Origin of the sequence: Flectobacillus sp. BAB-3569 (genome assembly GCF_002270355.1) — a bacterium.
In the GTDB taxonomy this organism is placed as follows: Bacteria; Bacteroidota; Bacteroidia; order Cytophagales; family Spirosomataceae; genus Flectobacillus; species Flectobacillus roseus.
This window is the reverse complement of sequence record NZ_NJFZ01000012.1, coordinates 152,601-174,867: the sequence shown is the minus strand read 5'-3', so window position 1 is coordinate 174,867 and position 22,267 is coordinate 152,601. Positions and strand designations below refer to the sequence as shown.

The 22,267-nt window shown below is 39.6% G+C and carries 12 protein-coding genes and 1 pseudogene; 10 read left to right on the top strand and 3 right to left on the bottom strand.

What is annotated here, in order from left to right:
• Nucleotides 1-9: 9 nt before the first annotated feature.
• The 3 genes and pseudogenes from BWI92_RS12985 to BWI92_RS12975 all read right to left on the bottom strand — a co-directional run bounded on the left by BWI92_RS12985 (nucleotide 10) and on the right by BWI92_RS12975 (nucleotide 3,378).
• A complete protein-coding gene (locus BWI92_RS12985) occupies nucleotides 10-1,368 on the bottom strand; it encodes a putative oxidoreductase C-terminal domain-containing protein (protein ID WP_095163685.1) in 1,359 nt (452 codons plus the stop codon).
• Between the two features lie 166 nt (nucleotides 1,369-1,534).
• A pseudogene (locus BWI92_RS12980) lies at nucleotides 1,535-1,813 on the bottom strand (gfo/Idh/MocA family oxidoreductase); the annotation flags it as partial.
• Nucleotides 1,814-2,004: 191 nt separating this feature from the next.
• Nucleotides 2,005-3,378, bottom strand: a complete 1,374-nt coding sequence (locus tag BWI92_RS12975) for a Gfo/Idh/MocA family protein (protein WP_095163684.1) — start codon at nucleotides 3,376-3,378, stop codon at nucleotides 2,005-2,007.
• A 214-nt stretch (nucleotides 3,379-3,592) separates the two neighbouring features.
• On the opposite strand from BWI92_RS12975, the gene BWI92_RS12970 reads away from it, so the two are divergent.
• The 10 genes from BWI92_RS12970 to BWI92_RS12930 all read left to right on the top strand — a co-directional run bounded on the left by BWI92_RS12970 (nucleotide 3,593) and on the right by BWI92_RS12930 (nucleotide 22,261).
• Nucleotides 3,593-4,183 carry a TetR/AcrR family transcriptional regulator gene (locus tag BWI92_RS12970; protein WP_095163759.1) on the top strand — a complete coding sequence of 197 codons (591 nt, stop codon included), beginning with the start codon at nucleotides 3,593-3,595 and terminating at the stop codon, nucleotides 4,181-4,183.
• 33 nt (nucleotides 4,184-4,216) lie between these two features.
• Nucleotides 4,217-5,440, top strand: a complete 1,224-nt coding sequence (locus BWI92_RS12965) for an MFS transporter (RefSeq protein ID WP_095163683.1) — start codon at nucleotides 4,217-4,219, stop codon at nucleotides 5,438-5,440.
• Between the two features lie 148 nt (nucleotides 5,441-5,588).
• Nucleotides 5,589-6,605: a hypothetical protein gene (locus tag BWI92_RS28220; protein ID WP_229363021.1), complete on the top strand. Its 1,017-nt coding sequence runs from the start codon at nucleotides 5,589-5,591 to the stop codon at nucleotides 6,603-6,605.
• Nucleotides 6,606-6,616: 11 nt separating this feature from the next.
• On the top strand, nucleotides 6,617-7,717 hold the full coding sequence (locus tag BWI92_RS28215) for a hypothetical protein (RefSeq protein ID WP_229363019.1): 1,101 nt from the start codon (nucleotides 6,617-6,619) through the stop codon (nucleotides 7,715-7,717).
• 997 nt (nucleotides 7,718-8,714) lie between these two features.
• Nucleotides 8,715-10,979 (top strand): fasciclin domain-containing protein, encoded by a 2,265-nt coding sequence (locus BWI92_RS12955; RefSeq protein WP_095163682.1) that lies wholly within the window; start codon nucleotides 8,715-8,717, stop codon nucleotides 10,977-10,979.
• 44 nt (nucleotides 10,980-11,023) lie between these two features.
• Nucleotides 11,024-14,302 carry a SusC/RagA family TonB-linked outer membrane protein gene (locus BWI92_RS12950; RefSeq protein WP_095163681.1) on the top strand — a complete coding sequence of 1,093 codons (3,279 nt, stop codon included), beginning with the start codon at nucleotides 11,024-11,026 and terminating at the stop codon, nucleotides 14,300-14,302.
• A 30-nt stretch (nucleotides 14,303-14,332) separates the two neighbouring features.
• Nucleotides 14,333-15,838, top strand: coding sequence for a RagB/SusD family nutrient uptake outer membrane protein (locus BWI92_RS12945; protein WP_095163680.1), 1,506 nt, complete (start codon nucleotides 14,333-14,335; stop codon nucleotides 15,836-15,838).
• A 35-nt stretch (nucleotides 15,839-15,873) separates the two neighbouring features.
• Nucleotides 15,874-17,535 carry a fasciclin domain-containing protein gene (locus BWI92_RS12940; RefSeq protein WP_176464415.1) on the top strand — a complete coding sequence of 554 codons (1,662 nt, stop codon included), beginning with the start codon at nucleotides 15,874-15,876 and terminating at the stop codon, nucleotides 17,533-17,535.
• 27 nt (nucleotides 17,536-17,562) lie between these two features.
• Nucleotides 17,563-19,020, top strand: coding sequence for a fasciclin domain-containing protein (locus tag BWI92_RS12935; protein ID WP_095163678.1), 1,458 nt, complete (start codon nucleotides 17,563-17,565; stop codon nucleotides 19,018-19,020).
• Between the two features lie 37 nt (nucleotides 19,021-19,057).
• Nucleotides 19,058-22,261 (top strand): SusC/RagA family TonB-linked outer membrane protein, encoded by a 3,204-nt coding sequence (locus tag BWI92_RS12930; protein WP_095163677.1) that lies wholly within the window; start codon nucleotides 19,058-19,060, stop codon nucleotides 22,259-22,261.
• Nucleotides 22,262-22,267: the final 6 nt, after the last annotated feature.

The window sequence follows — 22,267 nt, the reverse complement described above, 5'->3', positions numbered from 1 at the left end:
TCACTAAAACTATTTTGTTTTTTGAGCAAGCTTCAAAGCCTCTGTTGTTGTGTAATATTTTGCCAACATATTAGGAACCTCCCAAATAGGCAACTTTCCATCTTTCAGGTATTGCATGTAGCGTTGCGCCACCAAACCAAAGTGAGCTTCATGCCCGTCTTTGTACTTATCAGGAACAATTACATCCCAACCCTTTGCGTTTTTTTGGACTTCTATACCGGGAAATTTCTGTGCAATTTTAGCAACTGCCAAAACAAGCTTTTGCTCAAAGTCTGTTGAGTTTTTGAGTGGTTCGATAGATAAAACAGGTTGGTATTTTTGCTCTGCTCCTTGACGAATAACAAGATTGGCTTTGGTTCCACGCATAATAGAGTAATGCGTATCGCCACCGCCCTCAGGAGCTTTATAGGCCCAAATCACAGAGGCCTTTGCATGCACTCCTTTAATGGTATAATTAATTTCTCCATTAGAATATACCTTCAAAACATCACCATTTACATCCTTTTGTAAGTATTGAGGAAACTGCTCCAACTGAGTAATTTCCTTAAACTGTGTCAATGTCATGTCTGTTGACCATCTTTTTGCAGAAGTGAGCTTGATGTCTTTTTTATAATCTATAACTTGTTCTGGAAAACATTCCCATTGAATCAAATCTACCAAGTGCGTATTGACATCTACGATACCTTCACCTTGCTGTGCTACATCCATAAACCAAGCTGGACGAGTGAGCACACTTCCAGAAACATATTTCCAAAAATGGTGAACACTTTCCTTAGTTACAGCAGGATTTTCAGGTGTTCCTTTTTGTAGTGTACCAAAAACCGAAGCATCCATTGAAAATTCCCTTTGAAGCATCGTAGTAATCTCGGAGCGTTCGGTCATAATGTCGTAGAGCAAGACACCCTTTTTCTTTGCTGATTCGAAGGCAGTCTTCAGCATATCAAAGTTTTTAGGCTCAATGACCATTGGCTTATCCGCGAGAACATTAAATCCTGCATCAATAGCTTTTTTGATATATTCGGTTTTCTTTTTGTTATTTCCAGCCATTACTACTACGTTTCCTGCCTTTTCTGAAACCATTTTCTCAAAAAAATCAGGTGAAGTATACAGAATTTCCTTCCAAGCTGTAGGGTTCTGCGCACGAGTATTGTAGCCGTTGATACGAGCCAAGTGCATATCTATGTCTTTCCCCTGAGGCGCATAGACTTTCACTTCGGCGCTTACGTTAGGAAACATATTTTTTTGAACCAAAGCCGCATGGAAATGTCCGGGGTCGAGGGTAATTAATTTGATTTGCTCATTCCTTTGAGCAAAAGTTTGAGAAAATCCCGCCATCAACACGGCAGCTAACAAGTATCTTTTCTTCATTTTTGAAAATTTTATATAAATGATTATCATTTATGCCGTTTACGCCGTTGCTGGAGTTATCTCCAGCAACCATGCGTCAGCAACAAATGCGGTAGATTACCTCAAGAATAAGTTATATTGAAAACAATCAGCTTGGTGTGTGAGACGCAAGCATTGAGTCTTTACATTATCGAACTGCATAGGCTGCCCTTTGAGGTCTCGACAACAAAGTATTTGCCTCTGGGTCATTCAGGAATTTCTCATTTTTAGGATCCCAATACAAACGACGTTTGAGCTTCATAGCCGCATGATGCAATAAACAAGCACTACATGAGCGGTGACCGATTTCGGCTGGAGCAATAGGATCTTTTCGTGAAATAATACTTTCCAACCAGTTGCCATGATGGTCTTTACTTTCGGTCAAATGAATTTCATTCGGCCCAATCACCGATTCTAAAATCTTAGGATTTTTGCCGTTGCTGGAGTTATCTCCAGCAAACATGCGTCAGCAACAAACCCACTCAATTCTATTTTGCCGTTGCTGGAGTTATCTCCAGCAACCATGCGTCAGCAACAAATGCGGTAGATTACCTCAAGAATAAGTCCTATTGAAAACAATCAGCTTGGTGTGTGAGACGCAAGCATTGAGTCTTTACATTATCGAACTGCATAGGCTGCCCTTTGAGGTCTCGACAATAAAGTATTTGCCTCTGGGTCATTCAGGAATTTCTCATTTTTAGGATCCCAATACAAACGACGTTTGAGCTTCATAGCCGCATGATGCAATAAACAAGCACTACATGAGCGGTGACCGATTTCGGCTGGAGCAATAGGATCTTTTCGTGAAATAATACTTTCCAACCAGTTGCCATGATGGTCTTTACTTTCGGTCAAATGAATTTCATTCGGCCCAATCACCGATTCTAAAATCTTAGGATTACTAGCATCAATCGCCTTGGCAGCTTGTTGTTTGGCAACAGGGTCCGATGAAGTCACGGAAGCATCCCCACGAGAAACGAAAATCCAGCCCTCTGTTCCTTCGAATCGAATACCGTTAGCGATTTCATTCGTTACCACCATTTTTACTCCGTTGGCATACATAGCCTCGGTTCTGAATATCCCGTGAACATCCCACAAACCACTTTTCGGAAAATCTGCACGTCCCCACACTTCTACTGGCCCCGAATGCTCCATATTCATAGCCCAGTGAGCACAGTCGATATGATGTGAACCCCAACCTGTAATCATCCCAGCCCCAAACTGCTCGCAACGCAACCAACCCGGACGGTCAAAACCTACTTGAGGATGTACCCGTTTTTCAGTATAATATACTTCTGGTGTTGTACCCAGCCACATATCGTAGTTGAAATTTGATGGAATCGACATTTGAGGTTCAACTTCGCCCCCCGGGTCACCCGGCAAGCCCACATATACAGTTTTGAGTTCGCCAATCCTGCCATTTCTTACTAATTCGGCAGCATATCTAAACTGCCAACTCGAACGCTGTTGGCTACCTACTTGTACTATTCTTTTGGTTTGTTTTACAGCATCCGCCATGGCTCTACCTTCTGAAATAGTCAAAGAGGCTGGCTTTTGCATATATACATCTTTTCCTGCACGAACAGAACTAATCACAATTGGCGCGTGCCAGTGGTCAGGAGTACTGACCAAAACAGCGTCAATATCTTTGTTATTAAGTAATTCACGATAATCAGTGTAAACATTTACCCCATCGTAAGGTTTTCCATTTTTCTTCGAATAAGTATCCACTACCAAATCTTTGGCCAATTTGGCACGGTTGCTGTCGACATCGCAAACTGCAATGATCTGGGCATTATCAAACTTCCAAACTCCTGGCATATCGTGACCACGTGAGATACGACCTGTTCCAATCGCACCGATGGTAATACGGTTACTTGGTGCATTTTTACCAAACACAGAGGCAGGAACAATCGTCGGAAAGCCAGAAATGACAGCAGTTGTTGCTATGGTTGATTTAATGGATAAGTCGAGAAAACCTCTACGACTCATACCATTGTCTTTTTTTCATTCATGATTAAAATAGGATTATTATGTTTGGGAGATTTTAATCATGAAAGCCTTGTGGGAGTATTTTTTTACTCGAAATATTAATATCGAAGGGAAAAATTGTAAGCAATATCGAAAAACGTTCAATGTCATCGGTCAATATGGAAAAAAAATCTAAAATCCTATAAATAAACAAATGTTCATTTATATTTGTACTATGAGATTAAGAGATGAACAAAAAGAACTATTAGTCAGAACAAAAGCCCTTGAGTTATTGGTAGCAGAAGGCTTTAATGGCTTTAGTATGCATAAATTGGCCAAAGCTGCCAATGTTTCTCCCGCTACTTTGTATATCTATTTTCAAAATAAGGAAGATCTCATCATGCAATTAGGCATTGAGGTTGGGCAAAAAATACAGGAAGTCACTTTTGAAGATTTTGATTTTGAGGAGTCATTTGAAGCTGGTTTGTGGAAACAATGGAAAAACCGAGCGAAATATGTGCTTGAAAATCCTATCTCTGCTGCTTTTATTGAACAATTCAGAAACTCTCCTTATAAGAAAAAACTTGGGGAGGAATACTTTCAAGAATTTAGGATTAATATGACTAAATTTCTAAAAAGCGCTATTAAAAAAGGTGAGTTAATTCCTCTCCCTAAAGAAGTTTTCTGGACCTTGGCATTTGCCCCTTTATATCAATTAATTCACTTTGCCCAAGATGGTCATAATATGGCAGGCGAACCATTTGAGCTTACAGAAGATGTAATGTATCTTACCTTTAAACAAGTCATTAAATCACTTCAACCCTAAAATTTCTCTTAATAAATACAATTATCTATCTCAATGGAACAAGAAAAAATCTTTACTAGCTATCAGAAATTCATGATTGCGGTACTTTCATTTATTCAATTCACAGTCGTGCTTGATTTCATGGTTTTGTCACCTTTGGGTGCTATCCTCATGCCAGAACTTCATATTACGCCACAACAATTTGGACTAGTAGTTTCAGCCTATGCGTTTAGTGCAGGAGCTTCTGGATTACTGGCAGCGGGATTTGCCGACAAATTTGACCGCAAAAAATTCCTTTTATTTTTCTATGTAGGTTTTCTAATCGGTACTGCATTTTGTGCTATGGCTCCAACGTATGAGTTATTGATGGCTGCTCGTATTTTTACTGGTATTTTTGGCGGTGTAATTGGCTCCGTATCGGTTGCCGTTATCTCTGATATTTTCAAACCTGAAGTTCGTGGGCGTGTTATGGGATTTGTCCAAATGTCTTTTGCAGCTAGTCAGGTACTAGGATTACCAATAGGCTTGCAACTCGCCAATATGTTTGATTGGCATGCCCCATTTTGGATGATTGTGATGGTAGGTATCCTAGTAGGCATTATTATCTTAGTTAAAATGCAGCCTTTGACAAGCCATCTAGCCCTACAAAAAGATGGAAATCCTTTTGTGCATCTCTTTCATACCGTATCAAAACCGCATTATTTAAGAGCATTTTCTAGCACGGTTTTATTGGCTACTGGAGGTTTCATGTTGATGCCATTTGGGAGTGCTTTTAGTACCAAAAACTTAGGATTAACGCTCGACCAACTTCCTCTACTATATGCAGTTACAGGTGTGGCAGCCTTGTTTTTTGGGCCGATGATTGGAAAATTAAGTGACCGTTTTGGCAAGTATAATATGTTTGTAATTGGTTCTGCTATCAGTTCATTATTAGTGGGTATATTTTGTAATCTCGGAACAACTCCACTTCAAATCATTATGGTTATCAACGTGTTCATGTTTGCGGGGATTTCTTCACGTATGATTTCAGCTTCGGCTCTAATGACATCCGTTCCAAACCTTGAAGATAGAGGTGCATTTATGAGTGTCAACTCTTCTATTCAACAAATTTCGGGTGGTTTGGCTTCATTATTAGCAGGCGCAATCGTTATAAAAGCGCCAGATGGACATTTGGAACGATATGATTGGTTGGGATATACCGTAATTGCAAGTATGGTTATTTCGGTAGTTTTGATGAAATGGGTAGATAATTTTGTCAAAAATAAAGAAGCAAAATAGGTTATGAGGGGTTAGGATTTAGGCTATCAGCTATTGGCATTAGGCGATATTTTCTATTAAGATTATCTTTTAACTAAACCCTAACCCCTCTTTCAGTATAAATCTAGTAAAATGCTCTTTTGAGAAAAACTAGATCTAATATTGAAGGATGATGAAAAAACAATTAATGCTCCTAGGACTTCTGGGAATGACTTACCTCTCTTCTTATGCACAGAAAGTTAATCGTAAAGCGGTTGTCGAACGACACACTGTTTCTGTTGCCTCATTTGACACATTAGCCTCACTCTCAGTCGGAAATGGTCGATTTGCCTTTACCGTTGATGCCACTGGACTCCAGAGTTTTCCAAGTTATTATACCAATGGTGTACCGCTTGGTACACAATCTGTTTGGGGTTGGCACTCTTTTCCCAATAAAGAGAATGTCAAATTCGAGGAAACTTTAAAAGAATATACCCTCAACGGACGAAAAGTTACTTACAGCGTACAAGGTGCTAAAAATGCCAAAAGCAAGGAAGCTATTAACTATTATCGTGAAAACCCTCATCGATTACAGCTTGGGAATCTTGGTTTTATATTCAAGAAAAAAGATGGTAACACTGCACAGATAACAGATATTGTGGTTCAAAATCAGCAATTAAATCCCTATACTGGACAAATTACCAGTCATTTTACCTTGGAAGGTCAGCCCGTAACTGTACTTACGGTTTGCGACCCAAATCAGGATGTAGTTTCGGTAAATATTCAATCGACTTTATTGAAAACTGGGCAAATTCAGGTTTTTCTTAAATTTCCTTTTCCAAGTAATCAATTTTTGGATAGCGGTACTAATTACAAAAATCCAGACCAACACCAATCAGCCATTGTGTCAGCTCAAAGTCAATCGGCAGTTGTAAAACATCAGTTAGATGCAGACCAGTATTTTGTCAGATTAGACTGGAGTAAAAATGCGACTATAGCAAGCCAACAAGCTCACGAGTTTATTTTAACGCCTAAAGTTGAAGATGGTTCGTGGGAATTTTCGGCTAATTTTTCAGAAAAAAACCTACGACAGCTAGTCATTTCCCTGCTATTAACCAACGTAATATCTCGGCTTGGAAAAGCTTTTGGAATAGCGGTGGCGCAATCGATTTTGAAGGAAGTACAGATGTCCGTGCAAAAGAGTTAGAACGAAGAATTGTGCTTTCTCAATACTTAACCAAAATACAGTGTGCTAACGAACAGCCTCCTCAAGAAACAGGATTAACGTACAACTCTTGGTATGGAAAACCGCACCTAGAAATGCACTGGTGGCATGGTATCCACTTCGCACTTTGGGGAAGAGTTGATTTATTAGAGAAAAGTTTGGATTGGTATACAAAAGTATATCCAAATGCGGTGGGAATTGCTAAACGCCAAGGCTATGAAGGTGCTAGATGGCAAAAAATGACCGATCCTGCTGGAGAAGAATCTCCGTCGTCGGTAGGGGCTTTTTTGGTTTGGCAGCAACCTCATTTTATCTATTTTGCAGAGCTAGTTCGTCGCCAAAGACCAACGAAAGCAACCTTACAAAAATACAGTAAGTTGGTATTTGCCACCGCAGACTTCATGGCAACATATCCGCATTGGGATGAGCAAAATAAGCGTTATATTTTAGGAAAAGGGCTTATACCAGCGCAAGAACGATTTAATCCAGAAGAAACGTTCAATCCTACCTATGAATTGGTCTACTGGCATTGGGCCTTGAAAGTTGCACAAGATTGGCGCAAAGCCATGGGTTTGAAACCCAACGAAAAGTATGATAAAATCCTTCAAAATTTATCAAAACTACCTGTAAAAGATGGCGTATATCTAGCCACCGAATCGGCACAAGACTCTTATACTAATCCTAAATTTTTGACAGATCACCCATCGGTTTTGGGAGCTTTGGGTATGCTTCCGCCAACACCAATGCTCGATATGCCGACAATGCAACGTACTTTTGACAAGGTTTGGGATGTATGGCAATGGCATGATACATGGGGGTGGGATTTCCCAATGGTTGCCATGACTGCCGCACGCCTAGGACGACCAGAAAAAGCCATTGACGGATTGATGATGAATATCAGAACCAATACTTATTTGCCAAATGGACACAACTTTCAGGACGAACGTCTACGTTTGTATTTGCCTGGAAACGGTGGTTTACTAGCAACGATTGCCATGATGTGTAACAGAGATGATTTACCAACAGGTAAAACTTCGTTTCCAACCAATGGACAGTGGAAGGTTAAATGGGAAGGCTTCAAAAAAATGCCATAAACTCAGCACGAACATGAGTCATCACTAATTGAGTGATTTAGTGATTGAACGAATGAGTGATTATGTTAAAATTTGTATTCTAGCAGTAGAGACGCAATGATTGCGTCTTAAGCCGAGTCAGACATCGGATAGTAGTATCCAAAAGCGGTCGAAGATTGTTTTTCGACCGCTTTTTTAATGAAACCATTTTACTTTTTGTTACGGGTGAATAAATTCACCCACTAATTGGAATTTTCAATCATGAGGAAGGCATGTAGTTAATGATCACACCAAATACCCGTTAAGCCTCAAGCATCTTTTTTCCTCAAAATAAAAATAACGCCCTCGTTAGACGTAAAACATTGCGTCTCCGCAAGTAAAATATATATTCAAAATAATCACTCATTCGCCTAATCACTAAATCACTCAATTAGGAATGACTCATGTACATCCCCGAAAGTCTATCCAATTGGCTATTTGTGAGTATTTTAGACAAAAATTTGTACTTTAAAAAGTTATTAATTAGAATCAAAAAACATTATTGAATTATTCCAAGATTTTTCATCACTAACAGGATGAGGCATGATGGTTATAGATTAAGTTTCTTGTTATTTTACATCGACAATACAAGTAATGTATTAGCTAACCACCCCGACACAAACAGAGTAATAACCTTTAATAAACCAATTTAATCTTATGGAAAAACATATACCTTTAACGAAACTACACGTCTTTCATTTAATGCGTAACAACAAGCTTTCCTTCCCTATTTGGCGTGTAACCAATCTTTAACTTCATTTTTGTTCGCTTAATACATCTGTCAAATAATACTTGAGTAGAGTAAAAATTTGGCAAATGTGTCAATTCAACACTTTTTGTTTTTTAACACTAAATAACAAAACTCGGTATGCGCGTGCTACCTATCAGAGTAGTTACCAATCCAAACGGCAAAAGCAAACCAATAAATCCGATAGAATTAATCTATTAAATCAGTAAATCTCAAATTCAACAATAACGCATGATGCATCGATACTCTATTCGCTACTGGCTGGTACTGAGTGTGCTCATCAGTACTTTTCTAGGTAGTTGTACCAAAGAAGAGTTGGATATCTACAAACGTCCTGAGACACTCGAACCTCCCATTTATCAAGTACTTTCGAAACGAGGAAATTTCAAAACCTTGTTGGGTGTCATTGATAAAAGTGGTTACCAACGTACTCTATCTAGTGCGGGGTACTGGACCTTTTTTGCTCCAAATGATGACGCCTTTAATAAGTATTTTACCGCTTCGGGGCAAAGCCTCAACGCTATGGATTCAACCAAAGCCCGTGAAATTGTTCAGGGCTTATTGGTATTTAATGCTTTTGACAAAAACCGCTTGGCAGATTATCAGGCACCCACTGGATGGCAAGATTCACGTGCATTCAGACGAAAAACTGCCTACTATACAGGCTTTTACGACGAAAAATCTATTGATGGAAATTCATTCAAATCTGTAGCAACCAACCGTCAGAATGGCAATTATATCGTTGGCGATAACAACAACAAACATATTTCTTATTTTACAGATGAGTATTTGAGTGCTCGTGGTCTTACTGCTGCCGACTACAATTATTTTTATCCCAATGTAAGCTATAGTGGCTTCAACGTGATGAACTCGAAAGTAATTACGGCTGATATTTTTGCAGAAAATGGAATGATTCACGAGATAGATGATGTACCAACGGTACAGCCTTCCATTGATGAGTATATCAGAAACAAACCTGAGTATAGTGTATTCCGTAACCTCATTGAGAAATATGCTACGACATTCGGTTTGAATGATGCCATGACTATCAAATACGCCAACTTGACTGGTAAAGGAGATAAGGTTTATGTGAAAAACTATAATAAACAAGCTAGTTCGGGCAAGTTTTTAACGTTTTCGCCCAACTGTGAAAATTTCTTAAAAAATGCAGAAAATGATGCTCAGCTAGATATGTGGAGCATTTTCGTTCCTACCAACGATGTGCTTACACCCTATATAAATAAAGTATTATTGGAAAACTACAGCTCATTGGATGCGATGCCTCCAGGTATTATCATCGACTTGATTAATGCGCATTTGTTTCCATCAACTGTTTGGCCAACAAAATTTCAAAACTCTTTCAATGCTTTGGGAGAGGAAGCGCGTTTTAATGCAAATGCTAACGTAGTAGAAAAGAAAATCTTGAGTAACGCCATGTTCTACGGAACAAATAAAGTTCAAGAATCTAACCTTTTCTCATCAGTATATTCAAAATCATACTTGGATCCAAAGTACTCGATGATGACTCGAATTTTGGATATGGACTGGAAAAATACGATCCTGAATCCTAGCGTAAATTATGTTTTGTTTATGATTAGTGATGACCTTTTCAATGCGGCTGGATACGATTATGATATATCAAAATCTGTGTCAAACGTAGCCAATAGTGAATGGGGTTATACAGCACCAGGTACAACAACGCGTACATCAGGAACTTCGATTTTGGCCAACCTTCAGCGAATTGTTGCAACATCGGTTATTTATACCCCTAACAAAGAATTGGACAACCTTTCTGGATCTGGCGTAATAGATGCCATTAACGGTGAATATATCCGCTTTGATGGAAATAAGGTTTATTCCACAGGTACTAAAACAGCACCTTTGACGGTTTTGAGTAGCAAAACTGCGGCAAATGGTAAAGTATATTATACTACCGGTGTGCTCAATTTTGCACCTGCTAATACCATAATAGCAGACCCAATCGGGAAGGATTTGGCAAATCTAGCTCCTACCCTAACATCTGATTTTGGTTACTTTTTCGAGTACTTGAAAAACTCTACCGTGTACACTGCTGCAACAAATGCCATTGCAAATGTAAGTGAAGGTTCTTTCTACACATTATTTATTCCAAATAATGCTGCCATTCAGGCAGCAGTAAATGATGGTGTTTTGCCGGGTATAGGAACAGGTGCAACAAAGACGCCAGTATATAACCCAACCAGTTTATTGGATAAGAAAAAAGTAGAGGATTTTATCAACTACCATATTTTGAACAAAAAGGCTGTAGCAACTGATGGTAAAGAATCGGGTGCGATGGAAACGCTCCTAAAAGATGCAAACGGCGATGCAGTAAATATCACTGTTTTAAACAGCAAGGGTGCCATGAGTTTATCAGATGCTAAGTTGCGTAAGGCCACAGTAATTGTTAACAAAAGTAACAACTTGTCGAACCGTGCCGTGATTCACTTAATTGACAATTACCTAAAGTCGAACTAATTCTCCAACCAAACTTACATAGTGAATAACTATGTTCACAGCCAATGAAAATATTAACCAAAATACTCTTAATATGTGGCTTGGTGCTGACAGGAGTTAGCTGGAGCCATGCCCAGTCCCCCAACCTATTTACGGTTCGAGGGAAAGTAGTTGAAGCAAAGGATAGTTCGGCGGTAATTGACGTTACAGTTGCCGAGCTTGACAAAGACAACCGTATCGTTAAAGGTGTGACTACCGATGTTGAGGGAAACTTCGTTATCAGAGTTTCAAACCAAAATAATACCCTTTCATTTTCAAGTATTGGTTTTAAAACTCAAAAAGTAGCGATCAAAGGCCGTAGCAATATCAAAATCTGGATGGAATCTAGTTCGGCGGACTTAGATGAAGTTGTTGTAACAGCCAAACCAACAGACAACGGTTTGATGACGGTTTCTGAAAGAAATACAACCATTGCTGTAGCTAAAATTGATGCAAAGGTATTGGAAGATATGCAAGGAACCTCTATTGACCAAATGCTTCAAGGACGTTTGGCAGGGGTAGATATTACAGCTGCCTCTGGTGACCCAGGTACAGGGATGCAAATTCGTATTCGTGGTACTTCTTCTATCAACTCTTCGGTTGATCCCATGATTGTAGTTGATGGTATGCCTTACGAAACATCCATTCCTTCCGATTTCAACTTCGGTACTGCTGACGAAATGGGTTATGCTTCTTTATTGAACCTTGCACCTTCGGATATTAAAAATATTGCTGTTTTGAAAGATGCTGCTGCTACTGCAATGTGGGGCTCACGTGCTGCCAATGGGGTGGTTGTAATTAATACCAAACGTGGTGCCATTGGAACACCGAAAGTAACTTACACTTTTAAAGGCTCTATTTCAAAGCAACCTAATGCTATTCCGATGCTTTCGGGTGATCAGTACTCAATGTTGATTCCAGAAGCATATATGAACAGAAATGGGATTCCTTTGAATACACAAACGATCAAAGAATTCCAATATGACCCCAATGACCCCTATTGGTATAACAATTATAGTCAGAATGTCAATTGGGTAGATGCTATTACGCAACTGGGGTATTCTCAAGACCATAACGTATCAATTATGGGTGGTGGTGAAAAAGCGAAGTATTATGCTTCGACAGGGTATTTCAACCAAGTAGGTACTACCATCGGGACAGGTCTCGACCGTATCAATACTCGTATCAACTTGGACTATAACGTGTCCAATCGTATTCGCTTCAAAACTGACCTTTCGTTTACTCACTCAGTAAACAATCGTAACTATGTGTCTTCATTGACAGGAAACAGAGATTTAGTTCGTTCGGTAGCTTACAGTAAAATGCCTAACATGAGTATCTATGAATACAACGATTTAGGACAATTGACAGGAAACTATTTCTCTCCATTGACCAACATTCAGGGTACGTTTACAGGTTTGACCAATGCCACTTACAACCCCGTTGCCATGGTAAAATCTGCGAAAAATATTATTATCTCAGAGCGTATTATTCCGCACTTCCAAGTACAGTACGACCTTGCTCCAGGCAAATGGGTAGCCACTTTTGACGTTCAATTTGACATCAATAACAACAAGACAAGCTCGTTTTTGCCACAAGTAGCCACTGGACAAGCCTTTACAAGTTCGTTTGTAAACGTAGCGACAGATGGCGATGCTGATGGTTTTGCGGTAACTACCAAATCAACCTTGATTTATACCCCAAAAATCAAGAATACCAAGCATGATTTCACTTCGCTTTGGGCATTGAATACCTCTGATGTAAAATCGGTTTGGCAGGAATCTTACGTAACCAATACAGCATCATCTGACTTAACCGATGCCTCAAACCCAGCTCGCTTGACTACTTCTAGATTAGCCTCTGGAGTTTCTCAAACGCGTAATGTAGGTTTACTTTGGAATATTCATTATGGATTTTTAGACCGCTATATCATTGACTTGGGAATCAGAGGTGATGGTAACTCACGCTTTGGCCCTGCCTATCGTTATGGTTTGTTTCCTAGTATTTCTGCCAAATGGATTCTATCTGACGAACCATTTATGCGTCCTTTTGAAAACATTTTCGAGCACCTTGGTATACGTGCTAGTTATGGTCAAAGTGGTAATGCACCTCGCTATGATTATTTGTATTATGGGAAATACAATACTTTGGGTTGGTCATATTTGGGCGATGCGGCTGTAGTTCCACAAACCATGCAACTGAACAACCTTCGTTGGGAAAAAATCGTTGGTCGCAACCTAGGAATAAACATTATTACTTCGAAAAGAAAATTGACTTTGGATGCTGAATTTTACCAAAACAGTACAAAAGACCTCTTCTTCGAAAACCTACAAATTCCTGCATACACTGGCTTCAGCAACGTACAAATGAACGTTGGTACCATGGAAAATATGGGTTGGGAATTGAACATGATGTATAATCCTTACAAAACCAAAGATTGGAATGTAGATTTCAACTTTAACATAGCTCGTAATACCAACGTAATTCGTGAAATTTCTGATTTATATCCTCGTACAGGTGGCAACGCTACTTTGAACGGTGCTTACATGACCTATATGCAGGTAAACAATCCATTTGGCTCGTTCTATGGGTACCGATATTTGGGTGTTTACAAAGACAAATCTGCCACTGTAGCGAAAGGAAAAAGCGGAGAGCCAATCGTAACTCCAGACGGGCAATCGGTTTATATGCGTTTTAATTACCCTAATACTGACTACACTTTCCAACCAGGCGATGCCATGTACGAAGACGTCAACAAAGATGGTAATATCAACTACATGGACTTGGTGTATTTGGGTAACTCAAACCCAGCTTTTACAGGTGGTTTTGGTGGAAGTGTTTCTTACAAATCTTTCAAAATAACGACCTTCTTCAACTTCCGAAATGATTACGATGTAGTAAACGCCACCAGAATGAACACTACCAATATGTTTGGTTTTGGTAACCAAAGTACAGAAGTACTGGCTCGTTGGAGAAAAGAAGGTGACGTCAGTATGGTTCCGAGAGCTCTTTTCAACTCAGGATATAACTGGCTAGGGTCAAGTCGCTATGTAGAAGATGCTTCGTTTGTACGTTTCCGTACGGCTACTTTCAGCTATACTTTCCCTAAAAACGTATTGAAGACCTTGCACTTTACTGCACTTCGTGCCTACGCAACGGTAGAAAACTTAATTACTTGGACAAAATACACAGGTCAAGACCCAGAAGTTCAAATGAGAGGCAGTGACCCGTTCAGAGTGGCAACGGATAACTCGATGACTCCTCCAGCCAAAACTGTCACTTTCGGTTTTGCAGCAACATTCTAGTGTAGATTCAACCCTTTATTTTATAGAAAAATGTTGAAAAAAGTATTTATACAAACCATCGCCCTCAGCGCTCTTTTGCTAACTACCTCATGTGATAGTTGGTTAGAACTGCGACCACAAGACGGTATTGTTCAAGATAGATTTTGGAACAATAAAGAACAGGTTGCTTCGGCAGTTGGCGGTATTTACGCATCAGTGATTGATGTGATTCCAGAAAAAGCTTTCGTGCTGGGTGAAATTCGTGCCGATATGATTAGTCCTTCTTTTCGTATCACAAACAACGAATTAGATATTCTCAACTCAAACATTTTGCCAACCAATCCCTTAACCGACTGGCGAGATTTTTACAGAATTATCAACTATTGTAATACTGTTATTACGTTTGCGCCTACGGTTCTTGACAAAGATAAAACCTATACGCCAGAGGCCTTAAAAGCGCATGTGGCGGAGGCAAAAGCCATCCGTGCTTGGATGTACTTTTACATTGTGCGTTTGTATGGCGATGCTCCCTTGAAAACTACAGCAACCAGCAGCGATGATGAAATTGTCCCAATTGCGAAATCAGCTCAAAAAGACATTCTTGCTCAAATAGAGAAAGATTTACTCGAAGCTGAGCCTGATGCTCCAACCACCTATGGTACAAAAGAAAAAGATCACAGTCGTGTGACAAAATACATGATAAACACCCTCCAAGCTGATGTGTATTTGTGGATGGAGAAGCCAACTGAAGCGTTGGCAGCCACCAATAAGGTGATTAGTAGCGCCAAATTTGGTTTGGTTTCTAACCCTGCCACTCGTAGCAATGCTTGGTTCAGCACGGTACGTTCAGGTAACTCAAACGAAGGGATTTTTGAATTAGCCTACGGCAGCGATTATACCATTCGTTTCGGGATTACGAATTATCCGATGTTTGCCATTTTTGGACTTGGAAACTCTTCTGCCTACAGACGTTACCAAGCTTCTGCTTACGTAAACGAAGAAATCTTTTCGGAGGATTTACTTGACCCAACCAATTTTGACACACGTGCAGATGAGTCATCTTTAACCATGACCACTGGGGTTATTAGAAAATACGATCGTACCGCTGGCGAAACACCATTTAATATAGTATTGTATCGATATGCCGATGTTTTGTTAATGAGAGCTGAAGCATTAGCCATGTTGAATAGAGGCTCAGAAGCCCTTGCTATTGTTAACCAAATTCGCACAAGAGCATGGGCTATCGTTCAAACTGAAAAATCACCTGACCCAGCTAATATCGATGGTGTGGGTGGAGTACTCGACTATATTTTGGACGAGCGAGCTCGCGAATTTGCCTTTGAAGGAAAGCGTTGGTTTGATGTATTAAGAAATGCCAAACGAGCCAACTACAAACGAATAGATTTGCTGGTCAACCTAACGGCTAGAAGTGTTCCTTCTGAACGTCAACAATCAGCCATTGCTAAAATCAAAGACCCTAACAGCCATTATTTACCGATTTTCCAATACGAAATTCAAACGAATAAATTATTGGTGCAAAATCCATTCTATAAATAATGCGTCTGTCACTCACAAAAAATTCCATTGAGATTATGAAAAATATCATACAATCAATTTCGGCATTTATCCTAACAATGATGTTAGGACTCGGCCTGTGGGGATGTGCAGATATTACTATCGTTGAAACAACCACTGGCGATGCCAACCTTTACAGTTACCTCCTAAAGTATCCTGACAAATATGGAGATTTTGCTAAAATTGTAGAAAAAGCAGGTTACGATAGTTTCCTAGATGCTTATGGCGCGTACACCATGTTTGCACCAAACAATCAGGCGGTTCAGAAATACTTGAGTGCTGTTGGTAAGCAAGCCACAACATTGACAAAAGAAGAAGCTCAAGGCATTGTGAAGCTTCATGTAATCAGAGATACCTTGACAACAAGTTCTTTCAAAGATGGGAAACTTCCTTTGGTAACCATGTACGGACAATATCTTTTGTCGGGTGTAAGCAACGCTACTACGGGCTCAAGTTATACGCTCAACCGTCAAGCGAATGTCATCGAAACCAATGTAAAAACTGGAAACGGGATGTTGCACGCAGTGGATGCTGTATTGACACCAGCTACAAAATCAATTGCAGAATTAGTAGCCGCCAACTCGAACTATTCCATTTTTGTACAAGCACTGAAAGAAACTGGCTACTATGATAGTTTGAATGTATTGAATGAAAATTTAGACAAAAGATTTACCACACTAATTGCTGAGTCCAATACTGTTTTGAGTAAAGCAGGATATACAGATTTTGCCAAATTAAAAGCAAGGTTTTCTCAGACAGGTAACCCAAAACTAAAATCCGACAGTTTGAATATCTATGTTGCCTACCATATTTTGGTAGGTGCCAAATACCTCGGAGATATTATTACGGCAAGTTCACATTTGACAAAAGTAAGTACCGAGCCTACCGTAGTAAGTTCAAAATTAGACGGTCAAACTATTCTCATGAATGATGACGTATTCAATGGTGTACGTGAGCCAGGTATTGAATTGGTGCGTACTGAAAGCGATAATACAGCAACTAATGGTGTATTACATGCTGCATCGGGTCATTACAATATCAAATTGCGTCTTCCAATAAGAATCGACTGGGATGTTTGTGATTTTCCTGAATTGAAAAAACTTTCAGCATTTTATGGAAAAAGAACTTACAGTTTCCCTGTAGGTACAGTTATTCAAGATATACAATGGGCCAATGCCTCATTCCCTCCTGTGTATGTGTACGATGGTGCCGCCAACGTAGCAAAACGTGATTACTTACAAGTCCCAATGGGTGTGCCGAGCCGTAACCTTTGGTTAGATATGAGAACGCCTATTATCCCTAAAGGTCGCTATAAGGTATGGATGTGTTACCGTCGTCAACGTACTTCTAACAGTTTTACCATCACTTGTACAGGAGCTATCGATGGCGAGGTTTTAACAAGACCATTCTTATTTATCGACCAAGTACCTAATCTTGGGGCTGGTGAATTGGAATCATTAGGTTGGAAAATTTATATGGCACCAGGCACTGACATCAATATGGCAGGTAGATTATTAGGAACTGTGGACATCAAAACCACTGACAGACACATGTTTAGATTGCAAGCCATCAATGGTACGCATTCACCAAACAACATCGACATGATTCAATTTATCCCAGTTACTCAAAATCAGCTTTCTCCTCGCCATTTACCTGACGGCTCGCTGATTAATGAATAATTTTTCAACATTTTAACTTGTAAAAAAATGCGTTCAAAAAATATATATGTCCTTTTTCTCATAGTTTGGAGCTTGGGGATGGTCGCCTGCAAAAATTGGGATGACCGCCTAGTTTCTCCCAGCGAATCATTGGGGAAAAACCTTTTTGAGCAGATTAGCACACAAGGTAATCTGAGCACCTTTAAGGATTTATTAATCAAAACGGGCTATGATAAAGTGTTGGGCTCCTCAATCAATTATACTGTTTTTGCACCAAGCAATGACGCTTTGAATGGATTGAGCACAACTATTTTAAATGATACTGCACAATTGAAAGCATTTGTAGGGAATCATATTGCCCTCATGAGCCATAATGTACCTGTAAGTGATGCTGCTTCTGAATCTTTACAAATGGTAAATGGCAAGTATTACACATTGAGTAAAACAAACTTAGGTTCGGCAACGATTGCTTCTGCAAATGCTTTCGCAAGTAATGGTGTTTTACATACGCTTTCGCAACCAATTGCGGTATTGCCATCTTTGTGGAAATACATCAGCGCAAACCAAACTGGCTCAGCACAAAATACGGCAATTGCCAACTTGACCTTTCAGGTATTCAATGCAAGTAAAGCAACTATCGACAGTATTAGTGCCACGACGGGTCAGCCGATTTATCGCCCAGGAACAGGTTTTGAAACGGTCAATGCTTTCACCCAAAATGTATATGACCTCAATTTAGAATCCAAACAATATACTTACTTCCAATTGAGGGACGCATCATTTTTAGCAGAGGTTGAAAAGTTGAAACCATACTTCAAAACAAGTACTACAGATAGTACCTATCGTCAATCAGCATTTGCGACGATTAAAGATTTAGTATTTGAAGGAAATTATACAATTGATCAAATTCCATCTGTTTTAAAATCAAAATTTGGCGTAAATGTTACCATTGATAAATCATCAATTAGTCAAACGGTAAAAGTGAGTAATGGTGTAGTTTATGTGTTGGACAAAATCACAGTTATTCCAACGGAGAAGTTCCCTACCCTAGTCGTCGAAGGAGAAAACTTTGTAGAGCGTATGCCTGTTTCAATAGGTTCGGCCGTCATTGCGGTTCGCAACCGTTTGAACCCTGTGACTAATCTCACTTCAAACTCGGTCTCAGTTATTGGTCATGGAAACGCTGGTTTTTGGTTACGCTATCAGCTCAACGATGTGCCATCTATCAAATACAAAGTGTATTGGGTGGTTATCAATGATTTGTACAACACTAATACCGCCGTGGCAGAGGCAGCAACCTTTAACATTAACCAAAAGCTAGCCATGGCGTCTTTGAGTTCGACCACTTTTGCCTATCCAACTGCGGCACTACCTGTGAAAAACTACACAGAACAGTTGCTCGGAGAATATACGGTGAACTCTTTCGGAAATCTTAATATGTACTTGGTTGCCAATGGTACCAATGCCATGAGTTTGGACTATATCAAATTAGTTCCTTCATTCTAAAAGGAACTAACTCATTTGACGATAACGACATTTATCCATGAAATATATCAAAAATCCATTCGCAGCAATTCCCAAAGTAACCCTCATGGCACTGACGGTTTATGGGACTATGCTCGCACATTTCGATGTTGTTGCACAGGAAAAAAAGCCCACGGAAGTGGTCAAAGTGCAAGTGCAATACAACACTCAAGTTAGTGGGGTAATTATCAGTACCTCTACTGGAAAGCCAGTATTAGGGGCTCGTGTTTTTTACAAAAATATGACCTCTACAATTACTGGAGAGGATGGTAAATTTAAGTTAACCATTCCAAGTTCATCGGTAGCCGTCAATGTTGAATGCCCAGGTTTTGTTTCTGTCGAGATACCTGTAGCAAAACGCTCCCAGTTCAATGTGTACTTGCAAGATGTATTAGGAACAGAAAGTAATATTACCCTCCCAACGGGTGCTATTTCAGAGCAGCGTTCTTTAGGAGCAGTAGCTTCCTCTGCGGCAGCAGAGGCGTGGTCTCAACTAACAGAATCTGCTGATACCTATCTGCAAGGTAGAATTGCAGGTTTAAATAGCACTCGCTTTTCTGGTTCAACTAATATAGGTTCGTTTTTCACGATTCGTGGTTACAACTCTCTTCAAGTAAGCAATCGTCCTTTGATTGTGGTTGACAACGTTATTTATGATTCAGGAATTTACGGAAGCTCGTTAAATAGCAATTATTTCGATAACCCTTTAAGCTATATCGACATCAGAGATATTAGCAATATTTCGGTATTGAAAGACGCCTCCGCAGCGGCACTTTATGGAACAAAAGGCGCCAATGGTGTAATTATGATTACAACTTCTAGAGCTAAAGAATTAGGAACTAAAATCGATTTTGCGCTATACGGTGGCGTCAATATGGCTCCAAAAGGCTTGCCAGTAATGGGCGTAAATGGCTACAAAAGCTACCTTTCCGATTTGTTGTCAAGTCAGGGATTGAATAGTAATCAGATTTCGGCATTGCCATATATGAACGATAATACCTCAAATCCAGAGTATTATACCTATCATAACAATACCGATTGGCAAAAGAAAGTATATGCAAGCAGTCCGCTTACCAATATGTTTTTGAAAGTAACAGGCGGAGATAACATTGCCAAATATGCCCTTTCTGTCAACTATTTGAGTAATAAAAATGGCGTTATTGGTTCGACTTTGGAGAAATACAGCACTCGTTTCAACGCTGACATGAACCTGAGCCGTAAACTTACTGCTGCTGCCAACTTGAGTTTTGCCTATAATGAAGCAGAAACCAAAGATTTTGGATTTGCCTCTAAAACAAACCCAATTTATCTAGCATTGGTAAAGGCTCCATTTTTGACGGACTATCGTGTATCATCTCAAGGGATTTTTTCTCCTGATTATGCAGATCATGATATTTTCAATGTTGGCAACCCGATTGTAGCGGCTAAAAACACTTTGGGTGGCAATAAAGCATATCGCTTTTTTGGAGTATTAGATTTCAAATATGCCTTCAATGAAAATCTAAAGGTAGGAACTAACATTGCTGTTACTTTTGACAAAATCAAAGAAAACAGATTCATTCCTAATTATGGTTTGGTAGCTGACACTTTGAAAAACACCTTGGCACTCAACCAATTGAGCTCACAAACCAAACGTCTTTTCAATATTTCAAATGAAACTTTTGTGAGTTATGATAAAACTTTCAAAAATGTTCATGAATTATCGGCTCGTTTAGGGGTAAGATTTATCAGTTCACGAGTAGAACAAGATAAGTTATTGGCATATAACTCTGCTACTGACCAATTGATTAGTGTTGGAAATGGATTGGTACTGTACAACAATATTGAAGGAGGTATTGGAACGTACAACTGGCTGAATACCTATGGCTCGGTAAACTACTCCTATTCTGACAAATATTTCTTGGGCCTGAACATTGGAATGGATGCTTCTTCAAGATTTGGAAAAGAAGCTTCAACCTTCAAAGTGGGAGGAACTCCAATCGCTATTATGCCATCTCTTTCAGCAGCATGGTTGCTTTCAGCTGAGCCATTTTTAGCCGATGGCCCATTTGATTTATTAAAACTTCGTGGTTCGATTGGTCGAGTTGGAAATGATGACATCGGCAACTATTCTTCAAAACAGTTTTACGTAGGTCAAAACCTTTTGGGTTTACAAGGATTGGTTCGCGGAAATATTGCGAATCCAAGTTTGAAATGGGAAACTGTTGCAAAATCTAACTTAGGCTTAGATCTAGCGGTTTTGAAAGAAAGAATCAGTTTGAGCGTAGATATTTTCCAAAACAAAACCTCTGACATGCTTGTAGCGGAAGTACTTCCTACTACGGCGGGTTTAGGATATGCCTTAACGAATAGCGGCGCTATGACGACCAAAGGTTTTGAAGCGAGTATCAATTTCAAGGTATTAAACAAGTCTTCAGTAAAATGGGATTTGGGCGTAAACCTTGCACACGCCAAGTCTACTATCGACCAATTACCTAACGGCAACGCTGACATCGTTACTAATATCGGAGCTGGAAATATTGTTACTCGTGTAGGCGATGCTCCCAACTCTTTCTTCGGAACCATCTACAAAGGAGTATATGCAACTGATGCTGAAGCAACTGCTGAAGGTTTACAAACTCGTTTACCAGATGGAACACTTCGTGCTTTCCAAGGCGGTGATGCAAGATTCGCTGACTTAAACGGTGATAAAATTATCGATGATAAAGACCGTACCATTTTAGGTAATCCAAACCCTACTATTTATGGTGGTATCACCAACCGTGTTGTATACAAAAACTGGACTTTGGATGCTTTGGTAAGTTTTGTTTCTGGCAATGATGTGTACAACTATACTCGTCGCAACATCGAGTCGGGGGATTCTTACAACAACCAATCACGCGCTGTGGAAGGTCGCTGGAGAGGCAATGGTCAGGTGACAAATATCCCAAGAGCTACCTATGGTGACCCATTGCAAAATAGCCGTTTCTCAAGTAGATGGATTGAAGATGGTTCTTATATCCGTCTTCGCTCTGTGGGCTTATCGTACAATTTCAATGTTGACAAAGGTATTTTGAAATACTTAACGGTGTATGCTAATGCCAACAATGTACTGACATTCACCAAATACTTGGGTTATGACCCTGAGTTTAGTGCTACCAATTCTATAATTGGTCAGGGAGTTGATAATACGCTTGAACCGATTCAAAAATCTTTCAATTTGGGCGTAAAACTCGGTTTGTAACCTTAA

Excerpts from the sequence above, each read along its gene's own strand:
- BWI92_RS12985 (WP_095163685.1), bottom strand. The coding sequence starts at position 1,368 with ATGAAGAAAAGATACTTGTTAGCTGCCGTGTTGATGGCGGGATTTTCT.
- BWI92_RS12975 (WP_095163684.1), bottom strand. The coding sequence starts at position 3,378 with ATGAGTCGTAGAGGTTTTCTCGACTTATCCATTAAATCAACCATAGCA.
- BWI92_RS12970 (WP_095163759.1), top strand. The coding sequence starts at position 3,593 with ATGAGATTAAGAGATGAACAAAAAGAACTATTAGTCAGAACAAAAGCC.
- BWI92_RS12965 (WP_095163683.1), top strand. The coding sequence starts at position 4,217 with ATGGAACAAGAAAAAATCTTTACTAGCTATCAGAAATTCATGATTGCG.
- BWI92_RS28220 (WP_229363021.1), top strand. The coding sequence starts at position 5,589 with ATGATGAAAAAACAATTAATGCTCCTAGGACTTCTGGGAATGACTTAC.
- BWI92_RS12955 (WP_095163682.1), top strand. The coding sequence starts at position 8,715 with ATGATGCATCGATACTCTATTCGCTACTGGCTGGTACTGAGTGTGCTC.
- BWI92_RS12950 (WP_095163681.1), top strand. The coding sequence starts at position 11,024 with ATGAAAATATTAACCAAAATACTCTTAATATGTGGCTTGGTGCTGACA.
- BWI92_RS12945 (WP_095163680.1), top strand. The coding sequence starts at position 14,333 with ATGTTGAAAAAAGTATTTATACAAACCATCGCCCTCAGCGCTCTTTTG.
- BWI92_RS12940 (WP_176464415.1), top strand. The coding sequence starts at position 15,874 with ATGAAAAATATCATACAATCAATTTCGGCATTTATCCTAACAATGATG.
- BWI92_RS12935 (WP_095163678.1), top strand. The coding sequence starts at position 17,563 with ATGCGTTCAAAAAATATATATGTCCTTTTTCTCATAGTTTGGAGCTTG.
- BWI92_RS12930 (WP_095163677.1), top strand. The coding sequence starts at position 19,058 with ATGAAATATATCAAAAATCCATTCGCAGCAATTCCCAAAGTAACCCTC.